The organism is Mycobacterium sp. NGS58, from assembly GCF_059812385.1.
Genome location: NZ_JCALCO010000025.1, coordinates 39,851 through 56,478 on the forward strand (window position 1 = coordinate 39,851; position 16,628 = coordinate 56,478).

The window sequence follows — 16,628 nt, forward strand, 5'->3', positions numbered from 1 at the left end:
CCTCGGATTCAGCGGTCCTGCTGCATCGTCGCCCACAAACCGGCGGCATGCAGTTTGGACACATCGGCTTCCATGGACTCACGGCTGCCGGCGGACACTACGGCTTTTCCTTCGTTGTGCACCTGCAACATCAGCTTGGTGGCGTGCGGCTCGCTGTAGCCGAACAACTTCTGGAACACATACGTCACATAGGTCATCAGATTGACCGGGTCATCCCAGACGATCGTGACCCACGGACTCGCCGTGGCCTCCACCGGGGCGGACTCTCGTTGTCCTGTAGTGCCCGGCTTAGTGGGCGCTGACATAACAACCATGGCCTACACGATACCGAGGGATGGACGACGTTACCGAGCCCCAATCGCAGCCGATACCGTTATGGAATGAACGACCCGGTCGTTACTGGGCTGCTGACCGACAAGTACGAGTTGACGATGTTGGCGGCGGCGCTGCGCGGCGGCACCGCGGATCGACGGACCACGTTCGAGCTTTTTGCCCGCCGGCTTCCCGAAGGCCGCCGCTACGGCGTAGTCGCCGGAACCGGCCGGCTGCTCGAAGCGCTGCCGCAGTTCATTTTCGATGACCAGGCGTGCCAGTCCCTGGAGCAGTTCCTCGACGCGGATACGGTGCGGTACTTGCGCGAATTTCGGTTCGGCGGTGACATCGACGGCTACGCCGAAGGCGAGCTGTATTTCCCGGGATCCCCCGTGCTTTCGGTGAGCGGGACGTTCGCCGAATGCGTGGTGCTCGAGACGCTGGCACTGTCCATTTTCAACCACGACACCGCAGTCGCGTCCGCCGCGGCGCGCATGGTGAGCGCGGCCAGGGGACGCCCGCTGATCGAGATGGGCTCGCGACGAACTCACGAACAGGCCGCCGTCGCCGCGGCCCGCGCCGCGTACCTGGCCGGCTTCGCGGCGTCGTCCAATCTGGAGGCGCAGCGCTGCTACGGAATCCCCACCGAGGGCACCGCCGCGCACGCGTTCACCATGCTGCATGCGCACGCCGACTCCCCTTCGGAATCGACCGAATTGGCGGCATTTCGGGCGCAGGTCGACGCGCTCGGAGTGGATACCACCCTGCTGGTGGACACCTACGACGTGACGACCGGTGTGGCCAATGCGGTGGCCGCCGCCGGCACCGGGTTGGGTGCGGTGCGCATCGACTCCGGCGAGCTGGGCGTGCTGGCCCGACAGGTGCGTGAACAGCTCGACAAGCTGGGAGCGACCCGGACCCGCATCGTGGTCTCGGGCGACCTCGACGAGTTCTCCATCGCGGCCCTGGCCGCCGAGCCGGTCGACAGTTACGGCGTGGGCACGTCGCTGGTGACGGGCTCGGGCGCCCCCACGGCGAACATGGTGTACAAGCTCGTCGAGGTGGACGGGTTGCCGGTCCAAAAGCGCAGCAGTCACAAGGAATCCCGCGGCGGGCGCAAGGAGGCGCTTCGCCTGGCGCGCGATTCCGGCATCGTCACCGAGGAGGTGGTGTATTCGGCCGGCCATCGGCCCGCCGTCTCCGAGCCGGCTCGGGTGCTGACCGTACCGCTGGTCCGTGGTGGCGAATTGGTGTCCAAACCGAACCTCGCCGCGGCGCGGGAGCTGGTAACTTCCGGGCTGCGAAGTCTGCCGTGGGAGGGATTGAACTTGTCGCACGGCGATCCGGCGATCACGACGACGCAAATCGGCGCCGGCCGGCGCTAGCGCCGCGCGAAAACCTCCGCGGCCCGAGCGCCGCCCTGAACAGCGAAGAGGGTAGCCACGTCCGACGTTTCCGTGTCCGAGCTGCTGGCCACCGCGGTGGCGGCGCTCGGTGGCAGTGAACGCAGCGGCCAGCAGGAGATGGCCGCCGCGGTGGCGCGGGCCTTCGACACCGAGGAGCACCTGGTGGTGCAGGCCGGCACCGGTACCGGTAAGTCGCTCGCATATCTGGTGCCCGCGATCGTCCACGCGATCGACGACGAGTCCCCCGTCGTCGTGTCGACGGCCACGATCGCTCTGCAGCGCCAGCTCGTCGACCGCGATCTGCCCAGGCTGGTCGATGCCCTGGCCGATGCGCTGCCGCGGCGGCCGCAGTTCGCCTTGCTCAAGGGCCGGCGAAACTATCTGTGCCTGAACAAAATTCACAACGGTGGGGCGTCCGACGGCGAAGAAGGCGACGACCGGCCGCAAGAGGAACTCTTCAACCCGATGGCGGTCAGCGCGTTGGGCCGCGACGTGCAACGACTCACGGAATGGGCGTCGAGCACCGAATCCGGTGATCGCGACGACCTGAAACCCGGCGTTCCAGACCGATCCTGGTCGCAGGTCAGCGTTTCCGCGCGGGAATGCCTCGGCGTGACGCGCTGCCCCTTCGGCACCGAGTGCTTCTCCGAGCGGGCGCGTGGCCTCGCCGGCCGCGCCGACGTCGTAGTCACCAACCATGCGCTGCTGGCCATCGACGCCGTGGCCGAATCGGCGGTGCTGCCCGAACATGCGCTGCTGGTCGTCGACGAGGCACACGAGCTGGTGGATCGGGTGACGTCGGTGGCCACCGCGGAGCTGACGTCGGCCTCCCTCGGCGTGGCCGCCCGCCGGATCGCCCGTCTGGTGGACCCGGAAATGGTCCAGCGTCTAGAGGCGACGACGGCGAACTTCGCCTCGGTCATCCACGACGGCACGCCGGGCCGCATCGATCGCCTCGACGACGAGCTGGCGACCTACCTGACCGCGCTGCGCGACGTGGCGACGGCGGCGCGCTCGGCGATCGACACCACCAACGACCCCAAGGCGGCGTCGGCGCGCGCCGAAGCCGTTGCGGCGCTGAGCGAGATATCTGACACCTCCTCGCGCGTGCTGGAATCGTTCGGCCCGGCAATCCCCGACCGCACCGACGTTGTGTGGCTGGAGCACGAGGAGATCAGGGGTTCGTCGCGCCCGGTGTTGCGGGTGGCGCCGCTGTCGGTCGCCGGCCTGCTCCGGTCCCGGGTGTTCTCGCGTTCGACGGTGGTGTTGACGTCGGCGACGCTGACCATCGGCGGTTCCTTCGACGCCATGGCCACGGCGTGGGGATTGACGGCCGAGGATGGCGACGACGCGCGATGGCGCGGCGTCGACGTGGGCTCACCGTTCCAGCACGCCAAGGCCGGAATTCTGTATGTGGCCGCGCACCTGCCGCCACCCGGACGCGACGGCACCGGCTCGACCGAGCAGCTGAGCGAGATCGCTGGACTCATCGCCGCCGCCGACGGGCGCACCCTGGGGTTGTTCTCGTCGATGCGTGCGGCCCGGGCGGCGGCCGAGGCGATGCGCGACCGGCTGTCGACGCCGGTGCTGTGTCAGGGCGACGACAGCACCTCGGCGCTCGTCGAGCAGTTCAGCGCCGACCCCCAGACGTCCTTATTCGGCACGCTGTCGCTGTGGCAGGGCGTCGATGTGCCCGGACCGTCGCTGTCATTGGTGCTGATCGACCGCATCCCGTTTCCCCGGCCCGACGACCCCCTGCTGGGCGCGCGGCAGCGCGCGGTCGCCGCGCGCGGCGGCAACGGCTTCATGGCCGTCGCGGCCAACCATGCAGCACTGCTGTTGGCTCAGGGCTCGGGGCGGCTGTTGCGCCGCGTCACCGATCGCGGCGTGGTCGCGGTGCTCGACTCCCGCATGGTCACCGCCGGCTACGGCGGCTACCTGCGGGCCTCGCTGCCACCGTTCTGGCAGACCACCAACGGCGATCAGGTGCGCCAGGCGCTGCAGCGACTGCGCACCGCGACCCCGTCGGAAGAGGGCCTGTCGGCCTGACCGATCCGGCTATCGCGCCAACGTGACCAGGCCGAGCTCGTTGCCGGCCGCCAGCATCGGATTGTGGGGCAGCACGCGCACGGTGTAGCCGACCGATCCCGCCAGCGGCAGCGGCGTCGTCGTCGAGAAGACCTGGTTGCCGCCCTCGGCGGTGCCGGTGTAGGACATCTCGACGGTGATTGGCTCCAGCAGCGCGTCGCTGGCGTCGACCCGGCCCACCAGCGCCTGGACCGTGACCTCGTCGGTCGCCAGCCCGGCCAGCTGGACGGTGGCGGTCAGGGTCAGCTTCGAGCCGAGCACCGGGCTGTCCGGCAGGCCGGTGCTGTCGACGTCGGTGATGACGATCTTGGGCCAGGCCTCCTGGGCGCGCCTGCGGTAGGCGGCCAGTTCCCGGGCCGCGCCGAACTCGCCGCCGGCCGCCGCGTCTTCGGCTCCGTCGGCGGGTGCGATCGTCCTGCGCAGCGACTGCGCGGCCGGCGTGTAGTACTGCTCGACGTAGTCGCGCACCATGCGGGACGCCAACACTTTTGGCCCGAGCGTCTGCACGGTGTGGCGCACCATCTCGATCCAGCGCGGCGGCACGCCGTGTTCGTCGCGCTCGTAGAACTTCGGTGCTACGGCTTCTTCCAGAAGTGAGTAGAGCCCACTGGATTCCAGGTCGTCCCGCCGGTTTTCGTCGGCTACGCCGTCGGCAGACGGTATGGCCCAACCGTTTTCGCCGTCGTACCATTCGTCCCACCAGCCATCGCGGATGGACAGGTTCAGCCCGCCGTTGAGTGCGCTCTTCATTCCGGAAGTACCGCATGCCTCCAGCGGTCGCAGTGGATTGTTCAGCCAGACGTCGCAACCCCAATACAGCAGCCGCGCCATGGACATGTCGTAGTCGGGCAAAAACGCGATGCGGTGGCGCACCTCGGGCCGGTCGGCAAAGCGCACCACCTGCTGAATCAGCGCCTTGCCGCCGTCGTCGGCCGGGTGCGATTTTCCGGCGACGATCAGCTGAATTGGCCGCTCCTGGTCGAGCAGCAGCTGCTCCAGCCGATGCGGGTCACGCAGCATCAGCGTCAGCCGCTTATACGTCGGCACCCGCCGGGCGAACCCGATGGTCAGCACCTCTGGATCGAATGCCGTTGCTATCCAACCTAATTCGGCATCCGAGGCGCCCCGTTCCAGCCATGACCGACGGAGCCGCAGCCGGACGTCGTCGACCAGCATGGACCTCAGCTGCGAGCGGATCCACCACAGATGGCTGGCGTCGACCTGCTTGAGACGCAGCCAAACACCGGGATCGCTGAACGAATCCGACCCGACCAGTTCGCGGCCCAGCTGCAGCCACTGCGGCGCCGCCCAGGTGCGGGCATGAACTCCGTTGGTAATCGAGCCGATCGGCACCTCGCTCGCGTCGAAGCCGGGCCACAGCTCGTTGAACATGGATCGACTCACCCGTCCGTGCAGCGAAGACACACCGTTCGCGCGCTGGGCCAGCCGCAGGCCCATGTGAGCCATGTTGAACTTGGTCGGGTCGTCCTCGGCGCCGAGAGCAAGGATGCGAGCCGTCGGCACTCCTGGCAACAACACGGGCGAGGCGTCGGACGTCGCGGCCTTCCCGCCCGGTTCGGCTTCGTCGCCCGCGTGGTCATCGAAGTACAACCGCACCATCTCGATGGGGAACCGGTCGATGCCGGCGGGCACCGGGGTGTGCGTGGTGAACACCGTGCTGGAGCGCACCACCGTGAGCGCGGTGTCGAAGTCCAATCCCGAGCCCGTCATCAGCTCGCGGATGCGTTCCGCTCCGAGGAAACCAGCGTGGCCCTCGTTCATGTGGAACACCTCGGGCGCGGGCGGGCCGTGAATGCCGGTGAATGCACGGATCGCCCGCACCCCGCCGATGCCCGCCAGGATCTCCTGCCTCATCCGATGTTCCTGGTCACCCCCGTACAAACGGTCGGTGACGCCGCGCAGATCGTGCTCGTTCTCCGGGACATCGGAATCCAGCAACAGCAATGGAACCCTGCCCACTTGGGCGACCCAGATCCGGGCGTGCAACTGCGCGGAGTCCGGCAGCATCAACTCAACCAGGGCGGGCTCGCCGGTCGCATCGGTCAGCAGCCGCAGCGGCAGGCCTTGCGGGTCCAGCGACGGGTAAGTCTCGTTCTGCCAGCCGTCGGCCGTCAGCGACTGACGGAAGTACCCGGAGCGGTAGTAGAGGCCCACCGCTATTAGCGGCACACCCAGATCGGACGCGGACTTCAAGTGGTCACCGGCAAGAATGCCCAAACCACCGGAGTAGTTGGGCAGCACCTCGGCGATGCCGAATTCCATCGAGAAGTAGGCGACCGTGGCCGGCATTTCGCCACCGCGCTCCTGCTGTTGCTGGTACCACAGCGGGCGGCTCAGGTAATCGTTCAAATCGGCGGTCAACCCGTCCAGCCGGCCTAGGAACGCTTCGTCGAGCGCCAACTCGTCGAGCCGCGCTGGCTTGACCGCGCCCAGCAACGCCACCGGATCACTGCTGCACCGCTCCCAGAGGTCTGGGTCGATCGTCGCGAAGAGCTCTTGGGTGGGCTTGTCCCAGGACCATCGCAGGTTGGTCGACAGCTGGTCCAGCGCGGTCAAACGCTCCGGAAGGTGAGCACGGACGGTAAACCGGCGGAGGGCTTTCACGCGTTAATACCTTACTGAGGTTCTCGGCCCGCGCACCGCGGGAAGGATCGCTTTCTCCCGCCGGTGTGTGACCGAAGACTAGGGTGGGTATCGGGTAGTTATCGGGGTCGCAACGATGCCTCCCCGCACAGAAAGTTCCCCACGACAGGAAGTTTCCCGACGAGCGGCATTCCGCACGCAGCACATCGCGGGTCGGCCGCACACAATCGGAACGGAGTACTGGTGCCCGGTCGTGTCGAGATCGATGACGTCCAACCGGTCGTTTCCTGTGGCGCGTATCCCGCGAAAGCGGTGGTAGGCGAGGTCGTCCCGGTCAGCGCCGCGGTATGGCGAGAAGGCCACGAAGCCGTCGCGGCCACCTTGGTCGTGCGCTACCTCGGGTCCGGCTATCCGCAAGTAACCGAGAGCCGCCGGGTCAAGGCGGTCCAGGCGCCGGCAAAGCCGCTGACCGAACGCGATGGCAAGGTCAACCCGCAACGAATCAAGCCGCTGTCGCTGCCGATGACGATGGGTCTCGAGCCTTACGTTTTTCACGGTCAGTTCACCCCCGACCAAGTCGGCTTGTGGACGTTCCGGGTCGACGGATGGGGCGACCCGATTCATTCGTGGCGGCACGGTGTGATCGCCAAATTGGACGCCGGTCAGGGCGAGACCGAGTTGTCGAACGACCTTCTGGTCGGCGCCGGGCTGTTCGAGCGCGCGGCGACGGGTGTGCCGCGCCCACTGCGCGAACCACTGCTGGCCGCCGCCACTGCGCTGCGCAAGCCCGGCGACCCGGTCACCCGTACCGCGCTGGCGCTGGGACCGGAGATCGAAGAGATTCTGGCTGACTATCCGCTGCGCGATCTGGTCACCCGCGGTGAACAGCACGGCGTCTGGGTGGACCGGCCGCTGGCCCGGTTCGGCTCCTGGTATGAGATGTTCCCCCGCTCGACCGGCGGGTGGGATGCCGAGGGCAACCCGGTGCACGGCACCTTCGCCACGGCCGCCGCCCAGCTTCCGCGCATCGCGGCAATGGGATTCGACGTCGTCTACCTGCCGCCGATCCACCCCATCGGCAAGGTACATCGCAAGGGGCGCAACAACTCCCCGACCGCTGCCCCCGGGGATGTGGGGTCTCCCTGGGCAATTGGCAGCGACGAGGGTGGCCACGATGCTGTCCACCCGGACCTGGGCACCATCGATGACTTCGACGCCTTCGTCGCCGCGACGCGCGAGCTGGGCATGGAGGTGGCGCTGGACCTGGCGCTGCAATGCGCACCAGATCATCCCTGGGCGCGTGACCACCGCAACTGGTTCACCGAATTACCCGACGGCACCATCGCTTACGCGGAAAACCCGCCCAAGAAATATCAGGACATCTATCCGATCAATTTCGACAACGACCCGGCCGGCCTCTACGACGAGGTGCTTCGCGTGGTTCGGCACTGGATCGACCACGGCGTCAAGTTCTTTCGCGTCGACAACCCGCACACCAAGCCACCGGATTTCTGGGCCTGGCTGATCGCCACAGTCAAGGCCGCCGACCCCGACGTGCTGTTCCTGTCCGAGGCGTTCACGCCACCGGCACGGCAGTACGGTCTGGCGAAACTGGGGTTCACCCAGTCCTACAGTTACTTCACCTGGCGCACGGCGAAGTGGGAGCTGACCGAGTTCGGCATCGATATCGCCAAACTCGCCGACTTCCGCCGGCCCAACCTGTTTGTCAACACGCCCGACATCTTGCACGCCATCTTGCAGCACAATGGCCCCGGAATGTTCGCCATCCGCGCGGTGCTGGCGGCGACCATGGGTCCGGCCTGGGGCGTGTATTCGGGCTACGAACTGTTCGAGCACCGCGCGGTGCGGGAGGGCAGCGAGGAGTACTTGGACTCCGAGAAGTACGAGTTGCGGCCTCGCGATTTCGCGGGCGCCCTCGCCGAAGGGCGATCGCTCGAGCCGTTCATTACGCAGCTCAACGCAATTCGCCGACTCCATCCCGCCCTGGAGCAGCTGCGCACGATCCATTTCCACAGCGTGGACAACGATGCGTTGCTCGCCTACTCGAAGTTCGACCCGACCACCGGCGACTGTGTGTTAGTGGTCGTCACGCTCAACGCATACGGAGCCGAGGAAGCGACGCTGTTTTTAGACATGGCCGCTTTGGGTATGGAGCCCTACGAGCGGTTTTGGGTGCGCGACGAGATCACCGGCCAGGAATTCCAATGGGGGCAGGCTAATTACATTCGCATCGACCCCGGGCAGGCGGTCGCGCACATCATCAACATGCCACTCATACCGCATGACTCACGCATGACCCTGCTACGCAGGCGATGAAATGGACCGGAGGTGAAAGGGACATGAGCCAAGCCGACCAACTCGCTCGGACACACTTGGCGCCCGATCCGGCCGACCTGTCGCGCCTGGTCGCTGGCACGCACCACAACCCGCACAGCATTTTGGGTGCCCACGAGTACGACGATCACACCGTCATACGGGCGTACCGGCCGCATGCGGCCGAAGTGGTAGCACTGGTCGGCGACGACCGGTTCCCGATGCAGCACGTCGATTCCGGTCTTTTCGCCGTGGTGTTGCCGTTCGTCAACTTGATCGACTATCGGCTGCAGATCACGTACGAAGGTGCCGAGCCGTACGTCATCGCCGACGCGTACCGCTTTCTGCCGACATTGGGTGAAGTCGACCTACACCTGTTCGGAGAAGGACGCCACGAGCGGCTCTGGGAAGTCCTTGGCGCACATCCTCGTTCGTTCACCACGGCCGACGGCGTCGTCACCGGGGTGTCGTTTGCGGTGTGGGCGCCCAACGCCAAGGGCGTCAACCTGATCGGTGAGTTCAACGGCTGGACCGGCAATGAAGCCCCGATGCGGGTGCTCGGTTCATCGGGCGTCTGGGAGCTGTTCTGGCCCGGGTTCCCGCTCGAGGGGCTGTACAAGTTTCGCGTGCACGGCGCCGACGACGTCGTGACCGACCGGGCCGACCCGATGGCCTTCGCCACCGAGGTGCCGCCGCACACCGCCTCGCGGGTCACACGCAGCGAGTACACCTGGGAAGACGCCGACTGGATGACGGAGCGCGCGCAGCGCAACCCGGTGTTCGAGCCGATGAGCACTTACGAGGTCCACCTGGGTTCGTGGCGTCCGGGTCTCAACTACCGGCAGCTGGCTCGTGAGCTGACCGATTACGTGGTGGAGCATGGGTTCACCCACGTCGAGCTGCTGCCGGTCGCCGAGCACCCCTTCGCCGGATCGTGGGGCTACCAGGTGACGTCGTACTACGCGCCGACGTCCCGATTCGGGACACCGGATGAATTCCGGGCCCTGGTCGACGCCTTGCACCAGGCCGGCATCGGCGTACTGGTGGACTGGGTGCCGGCGCACTTCCCGAAGGACGCGTGGGCGCTGGGGCGCTTCGACGGCACACCGCTCTATGAGCACTCCGATCCCAAGCGGGGAGAGCAACTCGATTGGGGTACTTACGTATTCGACTTCGGGCGTCGGGAGGTCCGAAACTTCCTGGTGGCCAATGCGCTGTTTTGGCTCGAGGAGTTCCACGTCGACGGCTTACGGGTGGACGCGGTCGCCTCGATGCTCTACCTGGATTATTCACGCCCCGAAGGGGGTTGGACCCCCAACATCTACGGCGGCCGGGAGAACCTGGAGGCCGTGCAGTTCCTGCAGGAGATGAACGCCACGGTGCACAAGACCGCCCCGGGCATCGTCACCATCGCCGAGGAGTCAACCTCGTGGCCTGGGGTGACACGTCCGACAAACCTTGGTGGCCTTGGCTTTTCGATGAAGTGGAACATGGGCTGGATGCACGACACGCTCGACTACATCAGCCGGGATCCGATCTACCGCAGCTTCCACCATCACGAGATGACCTTCTCGATGCTGTATGCGTTCAGCGAGAACTACGTCCTGCCGATCAGCCACGACGAAGTGGTCCACGGCAAAGGCACGCTGTGGGGCCGGATGCCGGGCAACAACCATGTCAAGGCGGCCGGGCTGCGCAGCCTGCTCGCCTACCAGTGGGCGCACCCGGGCAAGCAATTGTTGTTCATGGGACAGGAATTCGGGCAACGCGCCGAGTGGTCGGAGGAGCGGGGCCTGGATTGGTGGCAGCTCGATGAGCAAGGGTTCTCCAACGGGATTCTGCGCCTGGTCCGCGACATCAACGACGTCTACCGCAGTCACCCGGCGCTGTGGAGCCAGGACACCGTGCCCGACGGCTACTCCTGGATCGACGCGAACGACTCGGGGAACAACGTGTTGAGCTTCCTGCGTTACGGCAAGGACGGCTCGGTGATGGCGTGCGTGTTCAACTTCGCGGGCGCCGAGCACAGCGGATACCGGCTGGGCCTGCCGTCGGCGGGCCGCTGGCGCGAGGTTCTCAACACCGACGCAACGACGTACAACGGTTCGGGGATCGGCAATATGGGCGGCGTCGATGCCACCGAAGACCCGTGGCATGGCCGGCCGGCCTCGGCACTGTTGGTGCTGCCGCCCACGTCGGCGCTGTGGCTGGAACCCGAGTAAAGGCCTCTTCAGTACAGCGCGTTGGCGAGGTTACGCCGTCCGGCGATAACCTCGGGATCGGCGGGGTCGAAGAGCTCGAACAGCTCGACCAGCCGGGTGCGCACCAGGGTGCGATCATCGCCGGATGTGCTGCGCACCAAAGCAATCAGACGGTCGAAGGCGGCCCCGACATCCTGGTTAAGGATCTGGACGTCGGCCGCCGCGAGGGCGGCTTGGATGTCGCCGGGCGCGGCGTCGGCGGCGGCGACGGCGTCCGGGCGTTGCGCGGTTGCGCGCGTGAGGAATTCGATTTGCCGGATCGCACCCTTGGCTTCGGCGTTGGCCGGATTGGCATCCAGGATCGACTGATACGACATCTTGGCCGCTTCGAAGTCACCGTCTTCAAGCTGTTGGCGGGCCGCGGCCAGCTCGGGATCAACGGCCTCCGCCTCACCGGAACCCGTTGCGCCCTTCAGCTTTCCGGCGGTTGCCGAGAGAATCTGATCCAACCAGCCGCGCAACTGCTCCGCCGGCTGCATTCCCTGAAAACTCGATATCGGTTGACCGGCGGCCAGCGCCACGACGGTCGGGACCGCGTCGACACCGAATATCTGCGCGACCCTGGGCGCGGTGTCGACGTTGACCGTCGTCAACGACCACTTGCCGTTGTCCTGCGCGGCCAGGCCGGCGAACGTGTCGAGCAGCTGGACGCACGCGTCACTGCGCGGTGACCACAGCAGCACAATGACGGGCACTTCCTCGGAGCGGAGCAGCACCTCAGCCTCGAAGTTGGCCTCGGTGACCGCAATGATTCCGGGGTCGCCCTCGGCGGCCGGTGGCGCCGACCCTCCGGGAGGCCCGCTCGCCGGCTGGGGCCGTTGTTTGAGACCGGAGAGATCGACCGCACCAGCCAGGGCTGGGCCGACAGAGGGTCGCGGACGCGTCACGCCGTCAAGTTTGTCATGTGCCCGGGCTACCCCTCCACCCGGTCGCGACGGCGCTCATCCACCCCGACAAGGGGCGAAAAGCAGCCCGGGCGGAATCATGGACGGCAAATATGACGAAGATCACACTTCGACATCGGCGCGTCGCGCCAGCAACCTCGGCGCGAACCCCTGACTTGGCTAACCCGCGCGCAGAATCAGGGCGTCGCCCTGCCCGCCGGCCCCGCACAGGGCGGCGACGGCGTATCCGGAGCCGCGTCGGGACAACTCCAGGGCGGCGTGCAGCGTGATCCGCGCTCCCGACATCCCAATGGGGTGGCCCACGGCGATCGCGCCGCCGTTGACGTTGACGAGGTCGGGATTCACGCCCAGCTCACGGGTCGACGCGAGCGCCACCGCGGAAAACGCCTCGTTGATCTCGATGACATCGAGCTGGTCAACCGAGATGCCCTCACGGCCGATCGCCTTCTTGATCGCGTTGGCCGGCTGGGACTGCAGGGTAGAATCCGGTCCGGCCACCACACCGTGCGCGCCGATCTCGGCCAGCCAGGTCAATCCGAGCTCTTGAGCCTTGGCCTTGCTCATCACGACGACCGCGGCCGCGCCATCGGAGATCTGGGAGGCCGAACCGGCGGTGATGGTCCCATCGCGGCGAAAAGCCGGCTTGAGGCCGGCCAGCGACTCGGCGGTGGTGTTGGCGCGGATCCCCTCGTCCTCGGTGAACTGCAGCGGATCACCTTTGCGCTGCGGCACGTTGACCGGCACCACCTCGTCGGTGAATACGCCGTCCTTCCATGCCGCGGCCGCCTTCTGATGGGACCGCGCAGCGAACTCGTCCTGCTCCTGCCGGGTGAATTTGTCGGCGTCGTTGCGCTGCTCGGTGAGCGCCCCCATCGGCTGGTCGGTGAACACGTCGTGCAGACCGTCGTAGGCCATGTGATCGAGCACCGTCACGTCGCCGTACTTGTAGCCCGAGCGGCTGTCCATCAGCAGGTGAGGGGCCTTGGTCATGGACTCCTGGCCGCCGGCCACCACCACGTCGAACTCGCCGGCGCGGATGAGCTGGTCGGCCAGGGCGATGGAGTCGATACCGGACAGACACATCTTGTTGATCGTCAGCGACGGAACATCCCAGCCGATGCCGGCCGCCACGGCCGCCTGGCGTGCCGGCATCTGACCGGCTCCGGCCGTCAGCACCTGGCCCATGATGACGTAGTCGACCGCGGAGGCCGGAACCTTGGCCTTTTCCAGCGCGCCGGCGATCGCGATCGCCCCCAGATCGCTGGCGGAAAAGTCCTTCAGCGAACCCATCAACTTGCCGATGGGTGTCCGGGCTCCAGCAACGATCACCGACGTCGTCATGACTATCTCCTAAGGCCTACTAGGCGCTCCCTCGATGGCCGTTTCAGCATCCCGGAGAAGCGCAATCTTTGCCGCCAGGTTACCGTTATGTGATGACGACCGATCAAGTTGACGCCCGTCAGATCCTGGCCACCTCACTGGTCACGGCGATCGATCACGTCGGCATCGCAGTCGCCGACCTGGACGCCGCCATCACCTGGTACCACGACACCCTCGGCATGATCCTGGTGCACGAGGAAGTCAACGAGGAGCAGGGAATCCGCGAAGCCATGCTGGCTGTGCGCGGCGCCCCGTCGGGCACCGCGCAGATCCAGTTGATGGCCCCGATCGACGAGTCCTCGACGATCGCGAAGTTCCTCGACAAGCGCGGTCCGGGCATCCAGCAGATGGCCGTTCGGGTCAGTGACCTCGACACGTTTGCGGAACAGCTTCGCGAGCAAGGTGTGCGGCTGATCTACGACGCACCACGACGCGGTACGGCAAACTCCCGGATGAACTTCATCCACCCCAAGGATGGCGGCGGCGTTCTCATCGAACTCGTCGAACCGGGCGCCTGAGACCGTTCACGACCACTTCCTGGTTGGACCGCGGGTAGCGCGGTGCGCCCAGCACGGCGTGTGCCAATGTCGGCGGTCCTCGACGTGACCCCGACCTTCGGCGAGGGTCGCGCCGATCGGCCATACCACCAGATGTGCTGAGCCGGAGCGTATTTCGTGATCGCAGCCGGGGCACCGGTAGGTCTTGACCGCGCGGGCCGCCGGGACGGGACGGACTTCGTACTCGCGGCCATCGGGCCCGAGTTCCACCCGGCGCAATGGCGGGGGCGGCGCCAACGGCCGCTGCCGACGTGGCGGAGTGCGGCGCCGAGCCATGGGTCCACTTTAATCGCGACCCTCAGAACAGCCGATACTCGTCGCTGTCCATCCCGCGCATCTTGTCGTAATCCAATGTCAGACAACGGATTCCGCGGTCCACGGCCAACGTGCGGGCCTGCGGCTTGATTTGCTGGGCGGCGAACACCCCTTTGACCGGCGCGAGCACCGTGTCGCGGTTGAGCAGGTCCAGGTACCGGGTGAGCTGTTCGACGCCGTCGATCTCGCCGCGACGCTTGATCTCCACCGCCACCGAGCCGCCGCGTTCGTCACGGCAGAGCAGGTCGACCGGGCCGATCGCCGTCATGTATTCGCGGCGAACCAGCGTGTATCCCTCGCCCAGCAGTTGCACGTGCTCGGCGAGCAGTGCCTGCAGGTGTGCCTCGACGCCGTCCTTGACCAGCCCGGGATCGATGCCGAGCTCGTGGCTCGAATCGTGCTCGATCTCCTCGACGGTGATGCGCAATTGTTCGCCGGCCTTGTTCTCGACCACCCACACCGGGGCCTGGTCACCGGTCTCCTCGGTCAGCCAGCACGGCGGGCTCATCCAATTCAGTGGCTTGTAGGCGCGGTCGTCGGCGTGCACACTGACCGATCCATCGGCCTTGAACAGCAGCAACCTGCGGGCGGATGGCAGATGCGCGGTGAGCCTGCCGACGTAGTCAACGGTGCATTGAGCGATCACGAGACGCACCCGACTCACCTTAGAGCCTGGCCGACGACATAGGCTGACGCCACCATGTTGGCCAACCAGAACATTGCAAAACGCCTGGGCAGGGTGCTCGAAAGAGTCACCCGTCAGAGCGGCCGGCTGCCGGAAACCCCGGCATATGGCTCCCTGTTGCTGGGCCGGGTGTCGGAAAGCCAGCGGCGCCGCCGCATCCGCATTCAGGTCATCATGACGGTCCTCGTCCTGGGGGCCAACCTGATCGGCATCGCCGTCGCCTTGCTCATCGTGACGGTCGCCATTCCCCAACCGAGCGTTTTCGACGACGCGCCGGCGTGGATCACTTGGGTAGCCTCACCGGCGTACATCGCCCTCGCCCTGGCCGTGGGCACCTATTGGATCACCCGCCGGACGGTCATCGCGCTGCGCTGGGCGATCGAGGAGCGCGCTCCCAATCCCGAGGATGAACGCAATACGTTCCTCGCTCCCTGGCGGATCGCCGTCTTCGACCTCGTCCTATGGGGCATCGGCGCGGTGGTCTTCACGACCCTCTTCGGCATGGCCAACACACTCTTCATTCCGCGCTTCCTGGTCGCGGTGACCATCTGCGGCGTCCTGGTCGCCACCGGCAGCTACCTGCTCGCCGAGTTCGCGCTGCGGCCGGTGGCGGCCCAGGCGCTCGAGGCGGGACCGCCGCCGCGCCGGTTGGCGGCGGGTCTCATGGGCCGAACCATGATGGTCTGGTTCGTCGGCTCGGGCATGCCCGTCCTCGGCATCGCCTTCCTGGCGAGCTTCCAGATCATGATGCGCAACCTGACCGAGACGCAGTTCGCAGTCGGCGTGTTGATCGTCTCGATCGCCACACTCATCTTCGGCTGCGTCTTGATGTGGATCCTTGCGTGGCTCACGGCGACCCCGGTGCGAGTCGTCCGCGACGCGCTGCGTCGCGTCGAGCGCGGAAACCTTCGGGGCGACCTGGTGGTGTTCGACGGAACCGAACTCGGTGAGCTGCAACGCGGTTTCAACGCAATGGTGGACGGCTTGCGCGAACGCGAACGGGTGCGCGACCTTTTCGGCCGGCACGTCGGCCGCGAAGTCGCCCTTGCCGCAGAACGTGAACGGCCGAAGCTCGGCGGCGAGGAACGCCACGTCGCCGTCGTATTCATCGACATCATCGGATCCACGCAGTTGGTGACGAACAGCCCACCATCCGAAGTCGTCAGTGTGCTTAACCGATTCTTCGCGATCGTCGTCGAAGAGGTGGACCGACATCGCGGGCTGGTCAATAAGTTCGAGGGCGATGCGTCGCTGGCCATCTTCGGAGCACCGAACCGCCTGGACAGCCCAGAGGACGCGGCACTCGGGGCCGCCCGCTGCATCACCGAGCGACTGTCCAATGAAATGTCTGAGCTCTCCGCCGGCATTGGTGTGGCGGCGGGACGTGCCGTCGCCGGAAACGTCGGCGCCAGGGAGCGTTTCGAATACACCGTGATCGGTGAACCGGTCAACGAGGCGGCCCGGCTCTGTGAGCTCGCCAAGTCGCGCTCGAGCCGGCTCCTCGCGACGGCCGATGCCGTCGAGCATGCCAGTGAAGACGAGCGGGAGCGTTGGTCGTTGGGCGACACCGTGACCCTGCGCGGACATGAGCGTCCCACCCGACTGGCGTCGCCCGTCGACTCGTGAATGATCGGTTTGCACCGGATTAGGCTCAGCGACAACCACATAACTTCCGCTCGATACTTCATCTGCTCGCGAGATGAACGAGCGGCGCCGCGGCACGGGTCGGTCGGTCTGCCGCTATCGAGGGCCTGCCGCTGCCACGCGCCGTCGCGCTAGGT

At 66.6% G+C, this 16,628-nt stretch carries 12 protein-coding genes; 6 read left to right on the forward strand and 6 right to left on the reverse strand.

Going from position 1 to position 16,628, the window contains the following annotated elements:
* Positions 1-8: 8 nt before the first annotated feature.
* Positions 9-314, reverse strand: coding sequence for an ATP-dependent Clp protease adapter ClpS (gene clpS / locus AC5Y4H_RS21150; RefSeq protein WP_067127731.1), 306 nt, complete (start codon positions 312-314; stop codon positions 9-11).
* A 66-nt stretch (positions 315-380) separates the two neighbouring features.
* Here clpS and AC5Y4H_RS21155 point away from each other — a divergent pair, with 66 nt between their 5' ends.
* Together AC5Y4H_RS21155 and AC5Y4H_RS21160 are read left to right on the forward strand one after the other, a co-directional pair.
* Positions 381-1,697, forward strand: coding sequence for a nicotinate phosphoribosyltransferase (locus tag AC5Y4H_RS21155; protein ID WP_499984674.1), 1,317 nt, complete (start codon positions 381-383; stop codon positions 1,695-1,697).
* A gap of 72 nt (positions 1,698-1,769) precedes the next feature.
* Complete coding sequence (locus AC5Y4H_RS21160) at positions 1,770-3,767, forward strand: ATP-dependent DNA helicase (protein WP_499984676.1); 1,998 nt, start codon at positions 1,770-1,772, stop codon at positions 3,765-3,767.
* A 9-nt stretch (positions 3,768-3,776) separates the two neighbouring features.
* Here AC5Y4H_RS21160 and glgP read toward each other — a convergent pair whose 3' ends face one another.
* On the reverse strand, positions 3,777-6,431 hold the full coding sequence (gene glgP, locus AC5Y4H_RS21165; protein ID WP_499984679.1) for an alpha-glucan family phosphorylase: 2,655 nt from the start codon (positions 6,429-6,431) through the stop codon (positions 3,777-3,779).
* A 222-nt stretch (positions 6,432-6,653) separates the two neighbouring features.
* Here glgP and AC5Y4H_RS21170 point away from each other — a divergent pair, with 222 nt between their 5' ends.
* The gene (locus AC5Y4H_RS21170; RefSeq protein ID WP_499984681.1) at positions 6,654-8,747 is read left to right on the forward strand and encodes an alpha-1,4-glucan--maltose-1-phosphate maltosyltransferase; all 2,094 of its coding nucleotides are present in this window, start codon (positions 6,654-6,656) and stop codon (positions 8,745-8,747) included.
* A gap of 23 nt (positions 8,748-8,770) precedes the next feature.
* Positions 8,771-10,966 (forward strand): 1,4-alpha-glucan branching protein GlgB, encoded by a 2,196-nt coding sequence (gene glgB, locus AC5Y4H_RS21175; RefSeq protein WP_499984682.1) that lies wholly within the window; start codon positions 8,771-8,773, stop codon positions 10,964-10,966.
* 8 nt (positions 10,967-10,974) lie between these two features.
* Here the strand turns inward: glgB and AC5Y4H_RS21180 are convergent, their stop codons facing one another.
* On the reverse strand, positions 10,975-11,892 hold the full coding sequence (locus AC5Y4H_RS21180; protein WP_499984683.1) for a co-chaperone YbbN: 918 nt from the start codon (positions 11,890-11,892) through the stop codon (positions 10,975-10,977).
* A 177-nt stretch (positions 11,893-12,069) separates the two neighbouring features.
* On the reverse strand, positions 12,070-13,251 hold the full coding sequence (locus AC5Y4H_RS21185) for an acetyl-CoA C-acetyltransferase (RefSeq protein WP_499984684.1): 1,182 nt from the start codon (positions 13,249-13,251) through the stop codon (positions 12,070-12,072).
* An 89-nt stretch (positions 13,252-13,340) separates the two neighbouring features.
* Between AC5Y4H_RS21185 and mce the strand changes: the two genes are divergently transcribed.
* Entirely contained in the window at positions 13,341-13,808 is a 468-nt protein-coding gene (gene mce, locus AC5Y4H_RS21190) for a methylmalonyl-CoA epimerase (RefSeq protein ID WP_499984686.1), read from the forward strand.
* Between the two features lie 6 nt (positions 13,809-13,814).
* Here the strand turns inward: mce and AC5Y4H_RS21195 are convergent, their stop codons facing one another.
* Both AC5Y4H_RS21195 and nucS read right to left on the reverse strand, forming a co-directional pair.
* Entirely contained in the window at positions 13,815-14,123 is a 309-nt protein-coding gene (locus AC5Y4H_RS21195) for an Rv1322 family protein (protein WP_499984687.1), read from the reverse strand.
* A 22-nt stretch (positions 14,124-14,145) separates the two neighbouring features.
* A complete protein-coding gene (gene nucS / locus AC5Y4H_RS21200) occupies positions 14,146-14,817 on the reverse strand; it encodes an endonuclease NucS (protein ID WP_499984689.1) in 672 nt (223 codons plus the stop codon).
* Positions 14,818-14,862: 45 nt separating this feature from the next.
* Here nucS and AC5Y4H_RS21205 point away from each other — a divergent pair, with 45 nt between their 5' ends.
* A complete protein-coding gene (locus AC5Y4H_RS21205) occupies positions 14,863-16,473 on the forward strand; it encodes an adenylate/guanylate cyclase domain-containing protein (RefSeq protein WP_499984691.1) in 1,611 nt (536 codons plus the stop codon).
* Positions 16,474-16,628: the final 155 nt, after the last annotated feature.

Excerpts from the sequence above, each read along its gene's own strand:
- AC5Y4H_RS21195 (WP_499984687.1), bottom strand. The coding sequence starts at position 14,123 with ATGGCTCGGCGCCGCACTCCGCCACGTCGGCAGCGGCCGTTGGCGCCG.
- AC5Y4H_RS21205 (WP_499984691.1), top strand. The coding sequence starts at position 14,863 with ATGTTGGCCAACCAGAACATTGCAAAACGCCTGGGCAGGGTGCTCGAA.
- glgB (WP_499984682.1), top strand. The coding sequence starts at position 8,771 with ATGAGCCAAGCCGACCAACTCGCTCGGACACACTTGGCGCCCGATCCG.
- AC5Y4H_RS21185 (WP_499984684.1), bottom strand. The coding sequence starts at position 13,251 with ATGACGACGTCGGTGATCGTTGCTGGAGCCCGGACACCCATCGGCAAG.
- AC5Y4H_RS21155 (WP_499984674.1), top strand. The coding sequence starts at position 381 with ATGAACGACCCGGTCGTTACTGGGCTGCTGACCGACAAGTACGAGTTG.
- clpS (WP_067127731.1), bottom strand. The coding sequence starts at position 314 with ATGGTTGTTATGTCAGCGCCCACTAAGCCGGGCACTACAGGACAACGA.